The organism is Thiomicrorhabdus cannonii (assembly GCF_013391695.1).
In the GTDB taxonomy this organism is placed as follows: Bacteria; Pseudomonadota; Gammaproteobacteria; order Thiomicrospirales; family Thiomicrospiraceae; genus Thiomicrorhabdus; species Thiomicrorhabdus cannonii.
In genome coordinates this window covers 1-21,391 of the sequence record NZ_JACBGH010000007.1, presented here as the reverse complement: position 1 = coordinate 21,391, position 21,391 = coordinate 1, and the positions used below count along the sequence as shown (strand labels likewise).

Annotated in this window: 19 protein-coding genes; 8 read left to right on the top strand and 11 right to left on the bottom strand. The window is 54.6% G+C overall.

Features of this window, described 5'->3' with window-relative positions:
• Positions 1-97: 97 nt before the first annotated feature.
• From HZ297_RS08600 to selD, 4 genes are all read right to left on the bottom strand, one after another.
• Entirely contained in the window at positions 98-727 is a 630-nt protein-coding gene (locus tag HZ297_RS08600; RefSeq protein WP_178862805.1) for a DUF47 domain-containing protein, read from the bottom strand.
• Positions 720-1,766, bottom strand: a complete 1,047-nt coding sequence (locus HZ297_RS08595; protein ID WP_178862803.1) for an inorganic phosphate transporter — start codon at positions 1,764-1,766, stop codon at positions 720-722. The genes HZ297_RS08600 and HZ297_RS08595 overlap by 8 nt, the downstream gene beginning before the upstream one ends.
• A gap of 63 nt (positions 1,767-1,829) precedes the next feature.
• Positions 1,830-2,951, bottom strand: coding sequence for a tRNA 2-selenouridine(34) synthase MnmH (gene mnmH / locus HZ297_RS08590; protein WP_178862801.1), 1,122 nt, complete (start codon positions 2,949-2,951; stop codon positions 1,830-1,832).
• Entirely contained in the window at positions 2,951-4,012 is a 1,062-nt protein-coding gene (gene selD / locus HZ297_RS08585) for a selenide, water dikinase SelD (protein WP_178862799.1), read from the bottom strand. The genes mnmH and selD overlap by 1 nt, the downstream gene beginning before the upstream one ends.
• A 407-nt stretch (positions 4,013-4,419) precedes the next feature.
• On the opposite strand from selD, the gene soxY reads away from it, so the two are divergent.
• A complete protein-coding gene (soxY, locus tag HZ297_RS08580) occupies positions 4,420-4,887 on the top strand; it encodes a thiosulfate oxidation carrier protein SoxY (protein ID WP_178862797.1) in 468 nt (155 codons plus the stop codon).
• Between the two features lie 66 nt (positions 4,888-4,953).
• Positions 4,954-5,265 (top strand): thiosulfate oxidation carrier complex protein SoxZ, encoded by a 312-nt coding sequence (soxZ, locus tag HZ297_RS08575; RefSeq protein WP_178862795.1) that lies wholly within the window; start codon positions 4,954-4,956, stop codon positions 5,263-5,265.
• 77 nt (positions 5,266-5,342) lie between these two features.
• Here soxZ and HZ297_RS08570 read toward each other — a convergent pair whose 3' ends face one another.
• The 6 genes from HZ297_RS08570 to gpmI all read right to left on the bottom strand — a co-directional run bounded on the left by HZ297_RS08570 (position 5,343) and on the right by gpmI (position 15,964).
• Positions 5,343-5,789, bottom strand: a complete 447-nt coding sequence (locus tag HZ297_RS08570) for an RDD family protein (protein ID WP_178862793.1) — start codon at positions 5,787-5,789, stop codon at positions 5,343-5,345.
• Positions 5,790-5,944: 155 nt separating this feature from the next.
• A complete protein-coding gene (locus HZ297_RS08565) occupies positions 5,945-7,354 on the bottom strand; it encodes a glutamate synthase subunit beta (protein WP_178862791.1) in 1,410 nt (469 codons plus the stop codon).
• A 24-nt stretch (positions 7,355-7,378) separates the two neighbouring features.
• The gene (gltB, locus tag HZ297_RS08560; protein ID WP_178862789.1) at positions 7,379-11,863 is read right to left on the bottom strand and encodes a glutamate synthase large subunit; all 4,485 of its coding nucleotides are present in this window, start codon (positions 11,861-11,863) and stop codon (positions 7,379-7,381) included.
• 192 nt (positions 11,864-12,055) lie between these two features.
• The gene (locus HZ297_RS08555) at positions 12,056-12,790 is read right to left on the bottom strand and encodes an endonuclease/exonuclease/phosphatase family protein (RefSeq protein ID WP_178862787.1); all 735 of its coding nucleotides are present in this window, start codon (positions 12,788-12,790) and stop codon (positions 12,056-12,058) included.
• An 11-nt stretch (positions 12,791-12,801) separates the two neighbouring features.
• Positions 12,802-14,199: a cardiolipin synthase gene (gene cls, locus HZ297_RS08550; protein WP_178862785.1), complete on the bottom strand. Its 1,398-nt coding sequence runs from the start codon at positions 14,197-14,199 to the stop codon at positions 12,802-12,804.
• A gap of 184 nt (positions 14,200-14,383) precedes the next feature.
• Positions 14,384-15,964 carry a 2,3-bisphosphoglycerate-independent phosphoglycerate mutase gene (gene gpmI / locus HZ297_RS08545; protein ID WP_281357431.1) on the bottom strand — a complete coding sequence of 527 codons (1,581 nt, stop codon included), beginning with the start codon at positions 15,962-15,964 and terminating at the stop codon, positions 14,384-14,386.
• Positions 15,965-16,099: 135 nt separating this feature from the next.
• Between gpmI and HZ297_RS08540 the strand changes: the two genes are divergently transcribed.
• The 4 genes from HZ297_RS08540 to HZ297_RS08525 all read left to right on the top strand — a co-directional run bounded on the left by HZ297_RS08540 (position 16,100) and on the right by HZ297_RS08525 (position 18,409).
• Positions 16,100-16,537: a rhodanese-like domain-containing protein gene (locus HZ297_RS08540; protein WP_178862783.1), complete on the top strand. Its 438-nt coding sequence runs from the start codon at positions 16,100-16,102 to the stop codon at positions 16,535-16,537.
• A gap of 32 nt (positions 16,538-16,569) precedes the next feature.
• Entirely contained in the window at positions 16,570-16,824 is a 255-nt protein-coding gene (gene grxC / locus HZ297_RS08535) for a glutaredoxin 3 (RefSeq protein WP_178862781.1), read from the top strand.
• An 85-nt stretch (positions 16,825-16,909) separates the two neighbouring features.
• On the top strand, positions 16,910-17,362 hold the full coding sequence (gene secB / locus HZ297_RS08530; RefSeq protein ID WP_178862779.1) for a protein-export chaperone SecB: 453 nt from the start codon (positions 16,910-16,912) through the stop codon (positions 17,360-17,362).
• Between the two features lie 42 nt (positions 17,363-17,404).
• Complete coding sequence (locus HZ297_RS08525) at positions 17,405-18,409, top strand: NAD(P)H-dependent glycerol-3-phosphate dehydrogenase (RefSeq protein WP_178862777.1); 1,005 nt, start codon at positions 17,405-17,407, stop codon at positions 18,407-18,409.
• 86 nt (positions 18,410-18,495) lie between these two features.
• On the opposite strand, the gene HZ297_RS08520 is transcribed toward HZ297_RS08525, so the two are convergent.
• Positions 18,496-18,960 (bottom strand): tRNA (cytidine(34)-2'-O)-methyltransferase, encoded by a 465-nt coding sequence (locus HZ297_RS08520; protein ID WP_178862775.1) that lies wholly within the window; start codon positions 18,958-18,960, stop codon positions 18,496-18,498.
• A 25-nt stretch (positions 18,961-18,985) separates the two neighbouring features.
• Here HZ297_RS08520 and HZ297_RS08515 point away from each other — a divergent pair, with 25 nt between their 5' ends.
• Together HZ297_RS08515 and tyrS are read left to right on the top strand one after the other, a co-directional pair.
• Positions 18,986-19,933, top strand: coding sequence for a dihydroorotate dehydrogenase (locus HZ297_RS08515; protein WP_178862773.1), 948 nt, complete (start codon positions 18,986-18,988; stop codon positions 19,931-19,933).
• Positions 19,934-19,980: 47 nt separating this feature from the next.
• Positions 19,981-21,171, top strand: coding sequence for a tyrosine--tRNA ligase (tyrS, locus tag HZ297_RS08510; protein WP_178862765.1), 1,191 nt, complete (start codon positions 19,981-19,983; stop codon positions 21,169-21,171).
• The last annotated feature ends 220 nt before the right edge of the window (positions 21,172-21,391 follow it).

The following is a 21,391-nucleotide window of genomic DNA, read 5'->3' as shown; positions in this document are numbered from 1 at the left end:
GCCCGCCAAGGCAATGTTGGCGAGCATTTTGTTTTTGGCGATTTTTAAAACTCAACAGGCCGGGTAGTCGGCACTGGCGCGCGGTTGCGGGTGGCGATCAGCTCATTTTCACCAGAATGTCTTCCAGCGAATTGGCGCAGACCTGAAAGCGTTTGCCGATCTCCTTGAGCTGCAGCAGCAGTTCGCGGTGAATGAACATCTCCTGCAGATTGTTGCTTTTGGAGAGCAGCGCCATTTTTTCCGCATAAATATCCACCAGATAGTCGTAACTGTCCCTGACGTTCTGCGCTTCCGTTGCGACGGCGTTGTGCTCCCGTTCAATCAGTTTTTCAAACCCTTTGGCGAGGTGATCGGCGCTTTGGCAGATCTGAAAAAACAGGGTGCTGTAGCCATCGTGCAACTTGTCGATTTCATAGGCCTTGGCCTCGATGATGAAATGGCGGATGCTGACCGAGAGCCAGTCCAGCTGGCTGATAATGCGGAAGATCGATTCGCGGTCAATCGGCGTGATAAAGCTGTTGAGCAGCTCGTTCATATTGGTGTCTTTGATATTTTTCGCCTGATGCTGGTCTTCTATCACCGCCTGGCAACTGGTTTCGTTGCCGTCGATAAAGCAGGCCTGCAAATCGTGGGTGATGCGTTTGATCGCCTGGGCATGCAGATTCAAGGCGCCCAGAAAATCGACCTCTTTGGGCAGGACGTATTTTTGCAGCAGGGACTTAAACATATTGGCCTCCAATCAGCGTGAAAATCAGCGTGGCGTAGAGTGCGCCCAGCGCCATCGAAATCGGGACATTCAGAAACCAGCCGGTCACAATCCCCTTGGCTTTGAGCCAGTTGACGTGGCGCGGTTTTTCGGCCGCGCCGTTGCCGATGAGCGCGGCTGTCACCACCTGCGTGGTCGAGGTCGGCGCGCCGAGCAGCGTCGCCAGGGTGTTGACCAGCGAGGCGCTGACTTGGTTGGCAACGGAGTGCACCACGCGGATGCGGTAGATTTCAAAGCCCAGGGTTTTAATAATACTCCAACCGCCGAAAAAGGTGCCAAGTGTAATCGCCGTGGTGCACAGCAGAATGGTCCACAAGGGCACTTCGAAACTTTGCGTCTGCCCCGAAGCGAGCAGCATCATGCCGATAATCGCCATGCCTTTCTGGGCGTCGTTGGCGCCGTGCGAAAAGCCCAGCCAGGCCACACTGAAATACTGCGAGGCCACAAACAGGTTGCGCACCCGGTAGGTGAAGTTTTTAAACAGCGTCAGAATCAGTTTCATCAACAGAAAACCGATCAGCAATCCCAGAAACGGCGAGGCAAACAGGCCGGCGACCACTTTCATGACGCCTTCCAGATGGCCGTTAGCCAGGGCCTCTACACCCCAGTTGATCTGCTGGTTGCCGAGCAGCGCCAAGCCCGCGCCCACCAGTCCGCCGGCCAGCGAGTTGGAGGATGAGGAGGGGAAGCCCAGTTTCCAGGTGATCAGATTGTAGGTGATGGCGGCCAGCAAAGCGCCGATGACCAAACTTTGCGCGCGGTAGAGTTGCACGCCCTCAATATCCACAAAGGTGCCGACCGTATCGGCCACCGCCAGCCCCATCAGCAGCGGCCCCAAAAAGGTGAAGCAGCCGGCGATGACAATCGCCACGGACGCTTTCATGGCACCCGAGGCGATGGCGGTGGCGACCATGTCGGCGGCATCGTGGAAGCCGTTGGTGAAGTCGTAGAGCGCGACCACCACGATGACCAGAATTAAAAGAAAAAAGCTGAGTTCCATAGATTCCAACCGGACCGATTCAGACCCTGGTGCATTTGCGTCGCCTGAGCGTGGCGAATTCCGTCAAATTTCATGCGTTGTGCGGTGTTGCAGGTATTCGCTGATCTCCTGCATGGAGCCGCTGAACGCCACCTTGTGCTGGCGTTTTTTCATCTGGTAGTCGTACATCGGGTCGTAATATTCCACCAGCAAGGTTTCGATCCAGGCGCGGTGCTTTTCAGTGGAGCCGTGCATGATCTGATGTTGCATGGCCGCCTCGAACTGTTTGAGCACGCGCTGGTAGCGTTCACCGCCCAGACGGGTATGGATGCGTGTCAGCGCGTCGTGCATAAAACTCTGCCAGGCTTCAAGCGACGGATATTCGCGCTGCGCTTGATCCACATATTCATCGAGCGTAATGGCAATGCGCTCTTCCAGCGGCGTTTCCAGCACAATGCGTTCGCCGCTCTTCAAAAAATCGAACAATTCCTTGGGCAGATTGACCGAACCGATATTGCGCCCTTCGTCTTCTATGACCAGTTGCGTGGCGCCGCTTTCCGCAAAGCGGATCAGTTCCATCGCCAGATTGTTTTCAAAATTGATCTGCGTCGGCTGCGGCGTGGCGTGACGCCCGAAGGCGGAGCCGCGGTGGTGGGCAAGTGCTTCCAGGTCGATTTTATGCGCCAATTGTGCCAGCAATAGGGTTTTGCCCGAACCGGTGCGGCCGGCCAATACATAAGTTTGTATACCGGCCTGTTGAAAACGGGCCGGCACCGCATCGAGAAAGTCGATCAGGTAACGTCTAAAGGCCTTGTAACCGCCTTTCAAACGGACAATTTGGCGGCCGTGGTCGTGCAGCCATTGCTGCGCTATTTTGGAGCGCATTCCACCGCGGAAGCAGTAGAGCAGCGCGTCGGGATGCGCCTCCATAAAGTCCATCCACGCCTGGATGCGCGCTGCGCGCACCGCTTCATTGACGAGTTTGTGGCCGAGTTTCACCGCGGTTTCGTTGCCGTGCTGCTTGTAGCAGATGCCGACTTTCTGGCGTTCTTCGTCGTTCATCAACGGCAGATTGACGGCTGAAGCAAAGGCGCCCTGGTTGAACTCCACCGGGGCGCGCACGTCGATCAGCGGCGTATGGTTGAGCACAATCGATTTGAAATCGGCGGTCTGCGGCAGCTCGGCGGTGAAGCGGGTGACGGCCATCAAACAACCTCAACCAGAGGGGTTGCATCGGCCGAGGGCAGGGTGCGGCCGATCGATTCCAGTTGCAGACCGAATTGCGCGGCAATCGCCTTGAAGTCAGCGACGGCATCGGGTCTGACGGCGGCCAGCAAACCGCCGGAGGTTTGCGGATCGCACAGAATCATTTTCTGGGTTTCAAAGTGCGGCGTTTCTGCCGTAAACGCGACCTTGTGGCCGTAGCTGTCGAAGTTGCGGCCGGTGCCGCCCGGCGTACAGCCTTGCGCCAGATAGTCCAGCACGTGCGGCAGCAGCGGCACCTTGTCGAATTCAACCTGGGCGCGGATGCCGCTGCCTTCGCAGATTTCGATGAGATGCCCCAGAATGCCGAAACCGGTCACATCCGTCAGCGCCGTCACACCGGCCAATTTGGCGAATTCGCTGCCCGCCTGGTTGAGTGTGGTCATCGCCTCGATCGCCATTTCTAGGTGTTCCGGCTGGATTTTCTTCTGTTTCTGCGCGGTGGTCAAAATGCCGATGCCGACCGGCTTGCTCAGAAACAGTTCGCAACCGGCTTCGGCGCTGGCGTTTTTCTTGAGGTGCTGGTTATCCACCAGGCCGGTGACCGCCAGTCCGAAAATCGGTTCGGGCGCGTCGATGGAGTGGCCGCCCGCCAGCGGGATGCCGGCCGCTTCGCAGGTGGCGCGGCCGCCTTCGATGACCTGCTGGCCGACTTCCGGCGGCAGCTTGTCGATCGGCCAGCCGAAAATGGCGATCGCCATCAGCGGCTTGCCGCCCATCGCATAGATGTCGCTGATCGCATTGGTGGCGGCGATTCTACCAAAGGTAAACGGGTCGTCGACAATCGGCATAAAGAAATCGGTGGTGCTCAGGACCGAGGTGCCGTTGCCCAGATCGTAGGCGGCCGCGTCGTCCTTGGTGCTGTTGCCGACCAGCAGCGCCGGATGCGGCGCGACGGCCAGCGACGTTTGCAGAATGCTGTCGAGAATTTTTGGCGAAATTTTGCAGCCGCAACCGGCGCCGTGGCTGTACTCGGTCAATTTGATGATGTTATCTGCACGCATAGCTGTCCTTTTGTCCGATGTTTTTATTTGCAATGACTGGCTGCCTATTTTAGAACTTTCTTGGCAAAGAGGGGGGAGGCAAGCAAATTATTTACGTGCCCAAATGATTTTTTGGCGGGGAATTGCGCGTTTTCTTTCTTAACAAAGCATGACAACACTTTAGATGGGGGTTGCGTGTCACCCAATCTTTATTGTTATTTAACTTGTTGATATATAGCGTAAAAATATCATTTTTCAGAGTCTCAATACTTTACAAAACTTATTCGGCATAAATTTTTCTTGGTTTGATTGCAGGGTTTCAGTCCCTATTCTGAAGTCAGGAAGGTATTAGCACTTTCTTATATTGGAGGCGAGGAAGCCCAATCTATTTTCCTCAGCACCCTTTAACCATTACCAGGAGTGAGATTATGAAACGTAGAACACTACTTAAAAACACCTTGGCGGGCAGTGCCGCAGTGGTCGCGGCCAATGCCGGGCTTTTGGTTCCTTCGGTCGTGTTGGCCGACTGGAACAAAAAGGCCTTTGCCGCCAAATCGCTTGAGGATGCCTTGACGGATACTTACGGGACCTCGACGGCGACCGAGTCCGGCGACATTAAACTCAAAGCCCCGGCGATTGCCGAAAACGGTGCGGTCACACCGGTCACGGTGGACGCCTCCGCGATAGACGGGGTCGAATCCATCGCGATTCTGGCGAGTAAAAACCCGATGCCGCTGGTGTGCGAATACGCTTTCGGCGCAGGTGCGCTGGGTTATGTTTCAACGCGCATCAAGATGGGTGAAACCATGAATGTGATGGCGGTGGTCAAGGCCGGCGGCAAACTGTTCAAAGCGCAGCAGGAAGTCAAAGTGACCATTGGCGGTTGCGGCGGTTAATCGCTGTTAAACCGTTAAATCGAAATAACAGAGCAAAAGTACAGACACTTTTAAAGGATGGAAAAGATGAGTATTAATATCAGAATGCGCGGCAAATCCCAAGGCGGCGTTGCCGAAATCAAAGCCCTGATTAAACACCCGATGGAATCGGGGGTGAGAATGGATAAAAAAACCGGCAAGCCTTATCCGGCCAAGTTCATCAATATGGTCGAGGTTCTGGTTAACGGCACCAAGCAGGTTGATGCGCAATGGTCCGGCGCGGTTTCCGCCAATCCCTATATGGCGGTGCAGCTCAAGGCCAACGCCGGCGACAAGATCACCATTAACTTAACCGATAACACGGGTGAAACAGGGACGGAAACCCTGGTGATTAAATAATCCCGTGAGCTAAAGATAATATGTCCATCACACGCTCCCCGGTGACCTCAAGGTGATCGGGGATTTTTGCATGGTTGCTAGGGCTTGAAAACCACGGGTTCAGGCGCTTCATCACGTATCACTAGCGTGCCGGCGAGTTTGTCATGCCATCCCTGTTTTCTGGGGTCAAAGCCAATCCAAATAAACCCCAAACCCAATGGCAAAGCGGAAACGATATAGGCAAAGTATCGAACCACTGCTTGAGCTAACGAGATTTTATTGCCGGTACTGGAGTCGACGATCTTGAGTTTCGTGGCCATTTTGCCGGGCGTACCGTAGAAACGTCGCCACAGCCAAATCACCAGAACAAAAGGCAGAATCCAGTTTAACAGCAGATCCCAAAATCCCAGTATTATGCCGCCTGATTCCATTTCATCCGGCCCGTAAATCATCATGGTCGGCAATGTAAACACAATCAAAATCAGTACTAAATCAATCAGAGTGGCTCCGGTTCTGATCCAAAAACCCGCATAAGTTGGCTGCATGACCTTTCCCCTTTCTTATGGTGAATAATAAACCAATGGTAATATTTACGTATATAAAAGGTCAAATTAAAAATTTATACAATAAAAAAGCCCGCTAAGGCGAACCTTGCGGGCTTTTTGGTTTTGAGCGCTTTAAAAACTCAACAGGCCGGGTATCAGACTTCCAGGAAATCCAAAATCCCTTCGGCAGCTTTACGCCCTTCGGCGATGGCTTCCACCACCAGGCTCGAGCCGCGCACCATATCACCACCGGCAAACACTTTCGGGTTGCTGGTCTGGAACTGGTACAGGCTGTTTTCTGATGCGACCACGCCGTTCCAGTCGTTGACGCTGATGTTGAAGTCTTTGAACCAGGCCGGCGGATTCGGTTGGAAGCCGAAAGCGACGATCACGGCATCACAAGGGATGACCTGCTCGGAACCTTCCACCACCTCGGCGCGGCGGCGGCCTGAAGCGTCCGGTTCACCCAGGCGCGTTTCCGCGACCTTGATGCCTTCGACCTTGCCGTTGCCGATGACTTCGACCGGTGCCAGATTGAACTTGAACTGCACGCCTTCTTCTTTGGCGTTTTTGACTTCGGCACGTGAACCCGGCATGTTGGCTTCGTCACGACGGTAGACGCAGTACACTTCGTCCGCGCCCTGACGGATAGAGGTGCGCGTACAGTCCATTGTGGTGTCACCACCGCCCAGAACAACGACGCGCTGACCTTTCATGCTGACGAAAGGCTCCGGATCGTTGGGCATGCCCAGTTCGTGTTTGACGTTGCCGATCAGGAAATCCAAGGCTTTGTAAACGCCCGGCAGGTCTTCGCCCGGGAAGCGGCCGGCCATCGGCTTGTAAGTACCCATACCCAGGAAAACGGCATCGTATTCGTCCAGCAAGGTTTGGAACTGCACGTCTTTACCGATTTCGGTATTGCAACGGAACTCCACGCCCATGCCGGTCAGAATCTCGCGGCGACGCACCACGATGTCTTTGTCCAGCTTGAACTGCGGGATACCGAACGTCAGCAGGCCGCCGATTTCAGGCTGCTTCTCGAATACCACCGGCTTGACGCCATTGCGGATCAGAATATCCGCTGCGGCCAGACCTGCAGGGCCTGAACCGACGATGGCGACTTTCTTGTCGGTCATGGTGACGTGCGACAAATCCGGTGTCCAGCCTTGTGCAAAAGCGGTGTCGGTAATGAATTTCTCGACCGCACCGATGGTGACCGCACCGAAATTCGTGTCTTCCAAGGTACAAGCCTGTTCGCACAGACGGTCCTGCGGACAGATACGGCCGCACATCTCCGGCAGGGAGTTGGTTTTGTGAGAGATTTCCACCGCTTCCATAATGTTGCCTTCGGCCACCAACTTCAACCAGTTAGGGATGTAGTTGTGTACCGGACAGGCAAATTCGCAGTAGGGGTTACCGCAATGCAGGCAGCGGTCGGCTTGCGCCATCGCATCCTGCATTTTGAACGAGGTGTAAATCTCGGAAAATTCCTGTTTGCGCTCTTCAGCCGACTTCTTTTCCGGAAGCTGGCGGTTGAGCTCTAAAAATTGTCTTACATTTGGCATTTTTTAAATTCCTTCCAGTTTCGCTTAGTTGGCTTCTGTCGCAAACAGGTCAAACAACGCATCAATGCTGATAGCGCGTGATTTCACCAACCAGAAGTGGCCGATCTTACGGCTGAAGTTGTTCAATACTTCCTGACCCCACGGGCTGTTGGTTTTGGCCACATACTCCTGGATCAGCGCTTTCAGGTACACGCGGTACTCCTCGGTCGCTTCCGTGTCGATGCGGATGGCTTCAACCATTTCCGTGTTCAAGCGATCTGGCAGGGCGTTGTTTTCATCCAGGATGAACGCCATGCCGCCGGACATACCGGCACCGAAGTTCACGCCCACTTCGCCCAGACTCACCACGGTACCGCCGGTCATGTATTCACAGCCGTGGTCGCCCAGGCCTTCCACGACGGCGATAGCGCCGGAGTTACGCACCGCGAAACGCTCGCCGCCGGTACCGTTGGAAAACAATTTACCGCCGGTGGCGCCGTACAAGCAGGTGTTGCCGACAATCGGCGTATTTTTAGGGTCAAAGGTGCTGCCTTGAGGCGGACGCACCACGATTTCACCGCCGGCCATACCTTTACCGACGTAGTCGTTGGCATCGCCTTCCAAATGCAGGTTCAGACCGTCGACGTTGAAGGCACCGAACGACTGACCGGCGATACCGGTCAGTTTCAGAGTGATCGGCGCATCTTTCATGCCGTCGTTGCCGTAGCGTTCTGCAATTTCACCCGCCACACGCGTACCGATTGAACGGCCGGTGTTGACCAGATGGAATGTGAAAGTACCGCCTTCTTTGGCTTCGATGGCCGGCATCACCGTTTTCACCATCTCCTCGGCCAAAGTGCCGTGGTCCCAAGGCTGGTTACGGGCAACCTGAACGGTTTGCGGTTTGTCCGCCGGTACGCCGCCGTCGGAGATAAACGCCGACAGGTCGATGTTCTTCTGTTTCTCGGTCAACGGGTTGTCGATGACTTTCAACAGGTCAACACGGCCGACCAGTTCGCCCAGTGAGCGCACGCCCAACTTGGCCAACCACTCGCGCGTCTCTTCGGCGACAAAACGGAAGTAGTTCATGACCATTTCCGGCAGACCGATAAAGTGTTCTTTACGCAGACGCTCGTCCTGCGTCGCCACACCCACCGCACAGGTGTTCAGGTGGCAGATACGCAGGTACTTACAGCCCAGCGCGATCATCGGCACAGTACCGAAACCGAACGATTCCGCACCCAGGATGGCCGCTTTGATAACGTCCAGACCGGTTTTCAAACCGCCGTCCGCCTGCAGAATTACCTGGCCGCGCAGGTCGTTGGCACGCAACGTTTGGTGCGCTTCGACCAGACCCATTTCAAACGGGTTACCGGCATATTTAACCGAGGTCATCGGTGATGCACCGGTACCGCCGTCATAACCGGAGATGGTGATCAGGTCAGCGTAAGCCTTGGCGACACCGGCTGCGATCGTACCGACACCCGGTTCAGCTACCAGCTTGACGGAGATCAACGCATTCGGGTTAACCTGTTTCAAATCGAAAATCAGCTGTGCCAAATCTTCGATCGAGTAAATGTCGTGGTGCGGCGGAGGCGAAATCAGCGTTACGCCCGGTACGGAGTGGCGCAGTTTCGCGATGGTCATGTCTACCTTGTGGCCTGGCAGCTGACCACCTTCGCCCGGCTTGGCGCCTTGCGCTACCTTGATCTGCAATACTTCGGCATTACGCAGGTAGTGTGCGGTGACACCGAAACGGCCGGATGCGATCTGCTTGATCTTAGACATCTTCTCTGTGCCGTAACGTGCCGGATCTTCCGCGCCTTCACCGGAGTTGGAGCGTGCGCCCAGACGGTTCATGGCCGTCGCCAGGGCTTCGTGCGCTTCAGGCGACAGCGCGCCCAGCGAGATGCCTGCTGAGTCAAAACGCTTGTAGATGGATTCGACCGGCTCGACTTCACTCAGGTCGATCGCATTTACGCCCTCTTTGAAGGTCAGCAGGTCGCGGATCGTCATGGCCGGACGGTTGTTCACCAGATCACGGAACTTGTTGTACATGGTCTGGTCGTTTTTCTGTACCGCTTCACGGATGCTGTTCACCACGTCAGGGTTGAACGCGTGGTATTCACCGCCGTGCACATATTTGAACAGGCCGCCTTGTTGCAGTGGTTTGCGTGGGTTGAACGCTTCCCATGCCAAACGGCGTTGATCCAGTTCCAGGTGATCGAAGTTCGTTCCTTCAATACGTGAAGGCGTGCCTTTGAAGCACAGGTCGACGATTTCTGAGGTCAGACCAACGGCTTCGAACAGCTGTGAACCACGGTAAGAGGTGATGGTGGAAATCCCCATCTTCGACAGGATTTTGTACAACCCTTTGTTGATCCCCTTACGGTAGTTTTTGATGTAGGTGCTGATCGGCGTGTTTTTGTCCAGCTCGTTGGAGCGACGCAAATCTTCGATGGTCTCGTATGCCAGGTATGGGAACACTGCAGTGGCACCATATGCAAACAGAACCGCAAAGTGGTGCGGGTCACGCGCCGTTGCGGTTTGCACGATAATGTTGGTTTCAGGACGCAGCCCTTCGCTGATCAAACGGTGGTGCACGGCACCGGTGGCCATCGCCGCAGGAACGGTGACCTTGCCGTTTTCAATGCCCAGGTCGCTCAACACCAGCAGGGTTTTACCGGCACGGGCTGCCGCCACGGCTTGATCGCAGATATCCACAACGGCCTGCTTCATGCCTTTTTCTTCGTGGTTGTAGTGCAACGAGATGATTTGGTGCTGGTAGTCGGCGTCTTTCAGTTCCAACAGTTGCGCCATCATCGATGGGCTTAGCACCGGAGAAGACACTTCCAAACGGCGTGCGTGTTCCGCGCCTTCCTCGAACATGTTCAGCTCACGGCCGAAACAGGTGTTCAATGACATGACGATGTTTTCACGCAGCGGATCGATTGGCGGGTTGGTGACCTGCGCAAACATCTGGCGGAAATAGTCGAAAATGGAGCGTGGCTTGTGCGAGAAAACCGGCAGCGGGGCGTCGTCACCCATTGAAACCGTGGTTTCCTGACCTTCTTCCGCCAGTACGCGGATAACGGCATCACGCTCTTCAAACGTCACCTGATAGTATTTCTGATAGGTGTCAGCCAGCAAAGAGTCCCAGCCCATTGTCTGGTCGTCTTGCTTAAGCTGTTCTTCAATGCGCATGTAGCCTTTGTCCATCCATTCGCGGTAGGGCTTGGCGATTTTCAGGGCGTCATCGATTTCCTGTGGTTTCAACAAAGTACCCGTTTCCAGATCAACGGCAATCAACTGGCCTGGCTTCAAGCGGCCTTTTTCGACCACGTCTTCCGGCGCGTAGTTGTACACGCCGATTTCAGATGCAAAGGTGATGTGACGGTCTTTGGTGATGACATAACGCGTTGGGCGCAGACCGTTACGGTCAACGCCGCAGATGGCGTATTTACCGGTGTTGATAACCATACCGGCCGGGCCGTCCCAAGGCTCCATGTGCATGGAGTTGTATTCCAGGAACGCTTTCAGATCTGGATCCATGTGCGGCATGTTCTGCCAGGCGGGTGGAATCAACAGACGCAATGCCTGGAACACCGGCATGTCGCCCATCATCAGCACTTCCAACATGTTGTCCAGTGAGTTGGAGTCGGAACCGGTTTGCGCGACCAATGGCTTCAGATCAGCCAGGTCCGGCAGCAATGGCGTGGCGAATTTGCTTTGGCGCGCCAAGGCCCAGTTACGGTTACCGCGGATAGTATTCAACTCACCGTTATGCGCTAAGAAACGGAAAGGCTGTGCCAAACGCCATTGTGGCATGGTGTTGGTCGAAAAACGCTGGTGGTAAGAGATGACGGAAGACTCAAACGCCGGGTTTTTCAGATCCAAATAGAATTCGGGTAGTTCGCGCGGCATGACCAGGCCTTTGTAAGCCAAAAGCTGGGTGTGCAGTGACGCGATATAGAAAGTGCCGTCCTGAGGCTCGATCACCATTTCAGTTTTACGGCGCGCCGTGAACAATAGGCGGTTGAACTCGCCTTCGGTCATGCCTTCAGGCGCGTTAACGAACACCTGTTCGATGACCGGCTCCATGCCGGCGGCCTGCGCACCCAATACGTCGGACTTAACCGGTACTTTACGCCAGCCGGCAACGCTCAGACCTTTGTTGGTCAGTTTTTCCTGCAGCGTTTTACGGGCCAAATCGGCTTTGGCGGCATCCTGGTTCAGGAAGACCATACCGACAGCATACAGGGCGTTCAGTGCAAAACCGGCTTCTGAGGCGACAGTTTGCAGGAAAGCCGCAGGTTTTTTAATCAATAGTCCACAACCGTCTCCCGTACAGCAATCCGCCGCAACCCCACCACGGTGGGTCATGTTGGAAAGTGATTCAATGGCAGTTTGCACTACCCAGTGGCTAGGTTTGTCGTCCATATTGGCGATCATCCCGAAACCACAGTTCTCCTTTTCAAACTCTGGGGAGTAAAGGCCTGTCAGATTAAGGCCGTTTTGTACTGGATTCATAATTGTGTCCTGTCCGTCAAAATCTTATATTTTGGCCGGGTTACAGCGTCAAATGGCTTTGTAACTGGTTGTTATATAAGGGTTTTATGTTTTTTTAGCGCATTTAAAAAATAAAATAGGTGCGAGATTATACTTTATCTATGCATTTGGAATCAAATTGTAGCAGTTTTTCAGGTGCTTGGTGGGGGGAAATCAGAGGGTGCAGAAGCGCGCGAGCAGCGGGTTGTGGTCGGAGATTTCACGCACATGGATCGCTCTGGCTTCCTGAAGTCTGAGCTGACGGTAGAAGATGTAGTCGAGCGGATGGCGGAACAGGGTTTTGATGGCACCGGCGTTGCTAATTTCCGCCTGTTGCAGGTGCAGGTTGTCATTCAGGTGGTGCAGCGTTTGGAGGCGGGTTTTGTTCCAGGTGTTGAAGTCGCCGCTGACGATCAAAGGGCCGGTATGCTGCGCCAAGTGCTGGTAGAGATGCTGCAGTTCGCGTTGGAAAACCGGATTGGGCACGAAGTTGATGGCGTGAATATTGGCGTGAATCAGGACCTCGCCGTTTGCCAGTTGATGCTGGGTGATCAGAGCCGTTTTATGGGTGCTCCAGCCGAGTTCGCGGCTGTGGGTCAGGCATTGCAGGTGGGGGGTCATGCTGTATTCGCAGGCCGTGAGTACGCCGAAATGGCGTTTGCCGGTCTGGATGTTGGGCGCCATGGCAAACGGCATATCAAAAAAGCGCGTTTGTGACGCATGGGTGGAGGCTTCTTGCAGGGCGAGCAGTTGCGGCGGCGCGATATCGAGCAGTTGCTCGATGGAGCGGTGCATAAAGTGGCTGAAATCGGTCTTCTGCAAATTCCAGCAGAGCAGTTTGAAGCAGTTGGGCAGTGGGTTCTGCTGGTGGTTGGGTTCGCTCAGTGGCGTGTAGCGGGGTCGGTACATGGCGGATTGCTCTATAAAATCGGTGCGAAAATCCGCGTGAGGTTTTCAAACAGGCGCCGGCCTTTTTGTTGGGTCGGATAGTAGGGGATGCAGGCCTGTTTGATCGGGGCCAGCCAGCTGGTAATGTCCTTTATTAAGGCGGGTGAATAGATGCAGTTCACCACCTCGTGGTTAATGAATAGCGAGCGGTAGTCCAGATTGGCCGAGCCGATAAACAGATTCTGCCGGTCGATCATCACCAGTTTGGCGTGCAGCATGGTGTGCGGATAGAGCAGGATTTCGCCGCCCTGTTCGGCGAGCTCGCGCATATAGGAGCTGCGCCCCAGATCAAACAGCAGGTGGTCGGACTTGTGCGGGCTGACCAGAGTGACGCGGACGCCGCGCTTCACCGCGATCAGCAGCGCGTTGAGAATGTCGCTGTCGGGGATGAAGTAAGGCGTCACGATCTCGATCTCCTCCTGCGCCATATGAATACCCTGCAGCAGGGTTTCAAACAGGGCGTCGCTATCGATGTCCGGGCCGGAAGGGATGACTTGCACGATTTCGCCGGTGGTTGGCGCGGGACCGCTGGCCGGATGGGTTTGCAGTCTTTCGCCGGTGGTGTAGAACCAGTCTTCGTTGAAAATATTCTGGTAATGAATCAGGCTTGAGCCGCGGATTTCAATCATCAGATCCTGCCAGCGTTGCTCATGCGGATTGGCGCCGAGGTAGTCGTGGGAAAGGTTCATGCCACCGGTCAGCAGAATCTGCTGGTCAAACAGGTAAATCTTGCGGTGGTTGCGCAGGTTGATCTGGCTTTTAAGCAGTGAATGCAGTGGCGGCTGAAAAAACGCAAACTGTCCGCCGGCCTGTTGCAGTTTTTTAAGCGGCTTGCGGCACAGATAGAGTTTGAACGAGCCGATGGCATCGAGCAGCAGGCGCACTTCGACACCTTCTTGAGCCTTGCGGCAAAGTGCTTCAAGGATGGCACGGCCGGTGGCATCGTTTTCCAGGATATAGGTCTGCAGGTGAATCTGCCGTTGGGTGCTTTCGATCAGGTTGAGAAAGTGTTGAAAGGCCGCTTCGCCGTTCTGGCAGAGATGTACCTGGTTGTCGTTGCTGCTGCCGGCGATCTGGTTGGCGCGCAACAGGCGTTCGATGCGCTGCGCGAAAGGCTGGTCTGGCAGAAGGTCGGAAACCGGTTGCAGCGAGATTTTGGCTTTGCGGCGTTTGGCATATAGCAGTTTGCGCGAGCCGAAAATAATATAGAGCACCACGCCGATAAAGGGCAGCAGCAGCAGGGTCAGTGTCCAGGCCATGAGGTTTTGCGGCGAACGCCGCTGGTAGAGCATATGCAGCAAGGTCGCGATGATCAGCGAGATGTCGATCAGGTAGAACCAGAATGTGGGGTGCTCAATGAAAACGGTCATGTTCGGCGCTTTTTAGTGAACAGGTGTGTTTCATAGCATAAGAGGCTTGCCCTGATTTTTCCAGTCGCTTGTATGGTCTATTGGGTTGGATTGTCAAAAAAGGCGCTCTAAAAACTGAACAGGCCGGGTAGGAAAGATTCCCACCCGGCCTGTTCAGTTTTGCAGAAGCAGTTTGGTTTGCGTTTTATTTGTAACGTGCAATCAAGCTCAAACCGGTCATCTCTTCCGGTTGCGGCAAGCCCATGATGTCGAGCATGGTCGGCATCACATCCGGCAGCGTGCCGCCGTTGCGCAGCTCGACCTGTTGCGGGCCGAAATAGACCAGCGGTACCGGGAAAGTGGTGTGCGATGTCAACGGCTCACCGGTTGCCGGGTCTTCCAGCATTTCGATATTGCCGTGGTCGGCGGTGACGATGACCTGACCGCCCGCTTTTTCGATGGCCGCCAGGATTTTACCGAGGGCTTCGTCCACCGCTTCAACCGCTTTGATACAGGCCGGAATATTGCCGGAGTGGCCGACCATGTCCGGGTTGGCGATATTGCAGATAAAGGTGTCGTATTTATCCGCTTCGACCGCTTCGATGAGTTTCTCGGTCAGCTCGCCGACGCTCATTTCCGGCTGCAGATCGTAGGTGCGTACTTTGGGTGAAGGCACCAGAATGCGGTCTTCGCCTTTGTAGGGCGCTTCGATGCCGCCGTTCAGGAAGAAGGTCACGTGGGCGTATTTTTCGGTTTCGGCAATGCGCAACTGGCAAAGGTCCAGACTGGAAATGTATTCGCCGAAGGTGTTTTTCAGTTTGTTCGGACGGTAGGCGATGGTGGCGCCGAAGTTCTCGAAATTTTTGTTGTATTCGGTCAAGGTCACAAAGGCCGACAGCACCGGCGTCTTGCAGCGGTGGAAATCGCCGAAGTCGCTGATGATGAAGGCGCTGGTCAACTGGCGCGCGCGGTCTGAACGGTAGTTCATGAAAATCATCGAAGAGCCGTCTTTGACCTTGGCCTTTTTGCCTTTTTTGCTGAGGATGGCGGTTGGCTGAATGAACTCGTCGGTCTCGCCGCGTGCATAAGCCATTTCCACGGCTTCTTTGGCAGAGTTGGCTTCAAAAGGCGCTTCGCCGCAGCAGATGGCGTTGTAAGCCTGCTGAATGCGTTCCCAGCGGTTGTCGCGGTCCAGCGCAAAGAAACGGCCGGTGACCGAAACGATGCGGCCGCCGCCGATGCTTTTCAGGTGCTCTTCCATCTCTTCGACGTATTGCAGGGCGCTTTGCGGCGAGGTGTCGCGGCCGTCGGTGAAGATATGCAGCAGCGCCTTGGCGCCGCGCTGTACCGCCAATGTCATCGCCGCTTTCAGGTGGTTGATGTGCGAGTGGACGCCGCCATCCGACAGCAGGCCCATGATATGCACGGCGCGTCCGCGCTCGACCGATTTGTCGATGGCGTTGAGCAGCGCGTTGTTCTGGAAGAAACGGCCGTCATCAATGTCTTTTTGGATGCGAGTCAAGTCCTGGTACACCACGCGGCCGGCACCGAGGTTAAGGTGGCCGACTTCGGAGTTACCCATCTGCCCTTGCGGCAAGCCAACGTCCATGCCGGAGGTGCCGATCAGGGTGTGCGGGTGGTTGTTGAAGAGTTTGTCCCAGTTGGGGGTGTTGGCCAAGGCGATGGCGTTGGCGTGGGTTTCTTCGCGGTATCCCCAGCCGTCGAGGATGATCAATCCGGTCGGGCGGTATTGCAGATGCTTTTTGGGCTTAAGTTCTTGACTCATAGTGGTTAGGTACCCTAAAAATTTGTTAAATTCGATTTATTGTAGCGAGTTTCGCTGTTAAAATCATTAGCTTTGAATGAACTCCTCTCATAGGTTTAACGCAGTTCAAGTGCGCTTTAGTGAAAAGGAAGCCTGATGTTTATTGAATTTATGCAAGAGCATATGCTTTTGTTTGTGGCCCTGGCGGTCGTTGTGGCCATGTTGGTTTTCAGTTACGTAGGTGATCGCATCGCCGGCTATAAAAGTGTGGGAACGGATGAAGCCACGCGTCTTTATAATGATGACGCCTTTTTGCTGGACGTGCGCACCGCCGGTGAAACGCGTGACGGCATGATCGGTAATGCGGTCAATATTTCTGTCACCGAACTGGCGGGCAAAATCGCTTCCCTGAATGCACCCAAGGATAAGCCGGTTCTGGTGTATTGCGCCAGTGGTGCACGCTCCAGCCGTGCCGCCGGTATGCTGGTCAAAAACGGTTATACGCAGGTGTTTAATTTGGCGGGCGGTATCAATGCCTGGCGTGCGGCCGGTCTGCCGGTTGGCGGCAAGTCAAAAAAAAACCGCAAAAACTAGCCTCCAAGGCAAAATCAAGCAAGGAGAACGCAATGGCGCACGTAGTGATTTATCTGACCCAGACCTGCCCTTACTGCAATATGGCTAAACGCCTGCTGGATTCCAAGGGTGTGGCCTACGAAACCATTGATGTGGGTCGCGACCCGCAATTATGGGCGGATTTGAGAGCCAAGTGCGGGCGTGAAACCGTGCCGCAGATTTATATCGGCGATCACCATGTGGGCGGTTTTGATGATCTGTCGGCCGCCGACAAGCGCGGCGAAATCGATCCGCTATTGAACGCTTGATTCAACCTTCTGTGTAATCTTTTAAGCGCGCGTCTGACATGGCAGACGCGCGCTTTCACATTTATAAGCTTTTAAGGAACGACACATGTCTGAAACGACTGCAGCGAAAAAATTCATTATTCAAAAAATCTACACCAAGGATATCTCGTTTGAATCGCCGAACACGCCGGGTATTTTCGCGGCGGACTTCAAGCCGGTGTTGGATGTGAATCTGAATGTCGAAAGCAAAGGCTTGGAAGATGGCCTGTTTCACGTGGTGCTGCGCGTGACCGCGACCACTAAAATCGGCGAACACACGGCGTTTTTGTGTGAAGTTGAACAGGCCGGCATCTTCACGCTGGAAGGTTTTAGCGACGAAGAGTTGGGTTATTTGCTGGGTTCGCAGTGCCCGAATACCTTGTTCCCCTATGCGCGCGAAACGGTATCCGATCTGGTAGCGCGTGGCGGTTTCCCGCAGCTGTTGCTGGAGCCGGTGAATTTCGATGCCATGTATCATGAGCACTTGCAGGCACAAGCCGCTCAGGCGACGGCGCAGTAAGCGGCCGGCCAAGTCGGACAGGGTCTGAAAGTGACGGCGACGATGCCCATCGCGGTAATCGGTGCGGGTGCCTGGGGCACGGCGCTGGCGATTCATCTGGCGCGCGGCGGCCATGCCGTGCGTTTATGGACGCACAGTGCCGAGCAGGCCAAAAAGCTGCGCACGCAGCGCGAAAACACCGCCTATCTTAAAGGTATTCATTTTCCCGATAACCTGCAGATCAGCGCCCAGCTGGATGAGGTGCTGGCTGCGGCGCAGGCCGTGTTGGTCGTGGTGCCGAGCCATGTGTTCCGTGAAACTTTGCAACAGATTCAGGCGTATCAACCGCAAGGCTTAGCCCATTTTGCCTGGGCGACCAAAGGCTTTGAGCCGCAAAATGCGTTGCTGCTGCATCAGGTGGCCAAAAGCGTGTTGGGTGAGGCGCAGCCGATGGCGGTGCTCTCCGGCCCGACCTTTGCCGACGAGGTCGCCAAAGGACTGCCGACGGCGATGGTCAGCGCCTCGGAAAATCAGGCGGAAGCGCAGTTCTGGGCAGATTTGTTTCACTTCGGCAATTTCCGCATGTACACCCAGAACGATATGATCGGCGTGGAGATCGGCGGCGCTTACAAGAATATTATGGCCATCGCCACCGGCATGAGCGACGGCCTGCATCTGGGCGCCAATGCGCGCGCGGCGCTGGTGGCGCGCGGTATGGCGGAGATGATGCGTTTGGGGCAGGCGTTGGGTGCCAATCCGGAAACCCTGATGGGCTTGGCCGGTTTGGGTGATCTGGTGCTGACCTGTACCGATGATTTGTCACGTAACCGTCGTTTCGGTTTGGCGTTGGCGCAGCAGCCCGGACAGGCCGAATCGGTGATGGCCGCCATCGGTCAGGTGGTCGAAGGGGTCAAAGCGGTGCAGGCGGTGAAAAAAATTGCCGAACGCCATCATCTGGATTTGCCGATTATGCAGCAGGTGTATCGCATCGTGAATAACGAATGTTCGCCGGCCGATGCGGTGCGCGAATTGATGGCACGCGACGGCAAGGCGGAAATTACGCTGTAAGCATCAGGTATTGACCCGGCCTGTTGAGTTTTTTTGCGGCATTTTCGCGGTTCAAAAAACTCAACAGGCCGGGTAAGGTGATGGGATTATAGCGACTGGCTAAAGCCCAGCTGACGCCACGCCTCGTACGCCATAACCGATACCGCATTCGCCAAATTCAGGCTGCGGCCGCCCGGCATCATCGGAATGGTCAGACGTTGCTCTTCTGGCAGGCTTTGGATCACTTCCATCGGCAGGCCGCGGCTTTCGGGGCCGAACAGGAAAGCATCGCCATTCTCGAACTGCGGCTCGGTGTAGTAACGAGTGGTTTTAGTGGTGAGCGCAAATACGCGGTTGGGTTGAACGGTTTCCAGGCAGGCTTGCAGGCTGTCATGTTCATGCAGGTTGGCCAGTTCGGCGTAATCCAATCCGGCGCGGCGCACCTTTTTTTCGCTTAAATCGAACGCGTAGGGTTTGATGAGATGCAGGTGGGCGCCCATATTGGCGCTCAAACGGATTAAGGCTCCGGTGTTCTGCGGGATTTCCGGTTCATATAAAATAATGTGCAGCATAATAATTTAGTTCAGGGCGGCTTCTATGGTGGATTTATCGGTAAATTTGTGTGGCATTGAGTTCACCTCGCCGGTGGCAATGGCTTCGGGCAATGCGGGGTATGGCATAGAATACCAATCTGTCAGCGGCTTTTCCAATCGCGATGTCGGTGCGGTGTTTCTGAAGGGCACCACCTTGCAGCCGAAACTGGGCAACAAGCCGGAGCGCGTGATGGAATCGGCCTGCGGTTTGTTGAACTCTATCGGTCTGCAGAATCCGGGTGCGCATGCGGTCATCAGCGACTATCTACCTAAGCTGGATTTGAGCGAGACGCGTTTTATTATTAACGTGTCCGGCTCGTCGATTGAGGAATATGTCGAGGTGGTGCGTCTTTTTGATCAGACCGCTTTGCCGGCGATGGAAATCAATATTTCCTGTCCGAACGTCAAAAAAGGCGGCGCGGCTTTCGGTAATGATCCTGAAATGGCGGCGCGCGTGGTCGAGGCGTGTCGTGCCGCTACCACCAAACCGTTGATTGTGAAGTTGTCGCCCAACCAGACCGATATTGCCGAAGGCGCACGCCGCGTGATCGACGCCGGGGCCGATGCGCTGTCGGCCATCAATACCTTGATGGGGATGCAGATTGATGTGCATAGCCGCAAGCCGACGTTGGGAAATAATCAGGGCGGTTTGTCCGGTCCGGCGGTCAAGCCGGTGGCATTGTTGAAAGTGCATCAGGTGTATCAGGTGGCCAAGCAGCACAATATCCCGATTATCGGGCTGGGTGGTATTGCCTCGGCGGAAGATGCGATCGAGTTTTTCCTTGCCGGAGCGTCGATGGTGGCGATCGGTACGGCCATTGCCAAAGATCCGTTATTGGTTAAAAAGGTCAATAAAGGCATTGCCGATTATATGCGCAAGCATGGTTACCAGAAGGTGTCGGAGATGACCGGCCTGTTGGAATTGAATACCGATACCGTGCTGTGCGGTTGAACTAAAATCCGCCAACAGAATTCAAATTAAAAGATAAGACAGACAAGATGAAATCAGTACAAGAACAGTTAGCGATTATTAAACGTGGCGCAGAAGAGATTCTGGTTGAAAAAGAGTTGATTGAAAAATTGGAAAGCGGTCGCCCGTTGCGCGTTAAAGCCGGTTTTGACCCGACGGCCTCCGATTTGCATTTGGGGCACACGGTTCTGATTAATAAGTTGAAGCAGTTTCAGGATTTGGGTCATGAAGTGCTATTCCTGATTGGTGATTTTACCGCGATGATCGGCGACCCGACCGGCAAAAGCCAGACACGTCCGCCGTTGACGCGCGAAGAGGTAGTAGCCAACGCCGCGACCTATCAGGAGCAGGTATTCAAGATTTTGGATCCGGCCAAAACCAAAGTAGTGTTCAACTCCGAATGGCTGTCGAAAATGACTGCCGAAGATATGATCAAACTGGCTGGTACGGTTACAGTGGCGCGTATGCTGGAACGTAACGATTTTTCTGACCGTTTTCATTCCAATACACCGATCGCCATTCACGAGTTTTTGTACCCGATGATTCAAGGTTACGACTCGGTCGCCCTGGATGCGGACATAGAGCTGGGCGGTACCGACCAGAAGTTCAACCTGTTGATGGGGCGTACCTTGCAGGGTCATTTCGGCAAGCCGCAGCAATGTACCTTGACCATGCCGATTCTGGAAGGGTTGGACGGTGTGCAGAAAATGTCCAAATCGCTGGGCAACTATATCGGCATCAAGGATGCGCCGAATGATATGTTCGGTAAGGTCATGTCCGTTTCCGACGAATTGATGTGGCGTTATTATGAGTTGTTGTCGTTTGAGTCGATTGAAACCATCGAAGGGTTGAAGCAAGCGGTCGCCAACGGCGAGAACCCGCGTAATGTCAAAGTGAAGCTGGCGCTGGAGTTGATTGCCCGTTTCCATTCCGAAGAAGCGGCGCAAGCCGCGCTACAGGATTTTGAAACGCGTTTCAGCAAGAACGCCATTCCGGATGAAATGCCGGAGTTCACGTTTGAAGGTGAGATGCCGTTGGCGACGCTATTAAAAGAAGCCGGCTTGGTGGCGTCAACATCGGATGCGCACCGTATGACTAAACAGAATGCGGTGAAGATCAATGGCGAAACGGTGACGGACAGTCGCGGCGTGATGCCGGCGGGAACCACCAGTGTTTATCAGGTCGGCAAACGCAAGTTTGCCCGCGTGACATTAAAGTAATCCGTTTCTACATATATATGTCCATAAAAAGCCCGGTTGCGAAAGCAGCCGGGCTTTTTTGTTTTGGTGAACTTGAAAGAGATAGATATATAAGTACCCGGCCTGTTGAGAATTTATTTGGATTTAATTTGGGGAAGTAAAAGCGTGTTGCGGGGATGGGAAATGGCGGAAAACGGGGTATAAGTGGATAAGTGTGTGGATAAGTCTTGAGTAAGCTGGG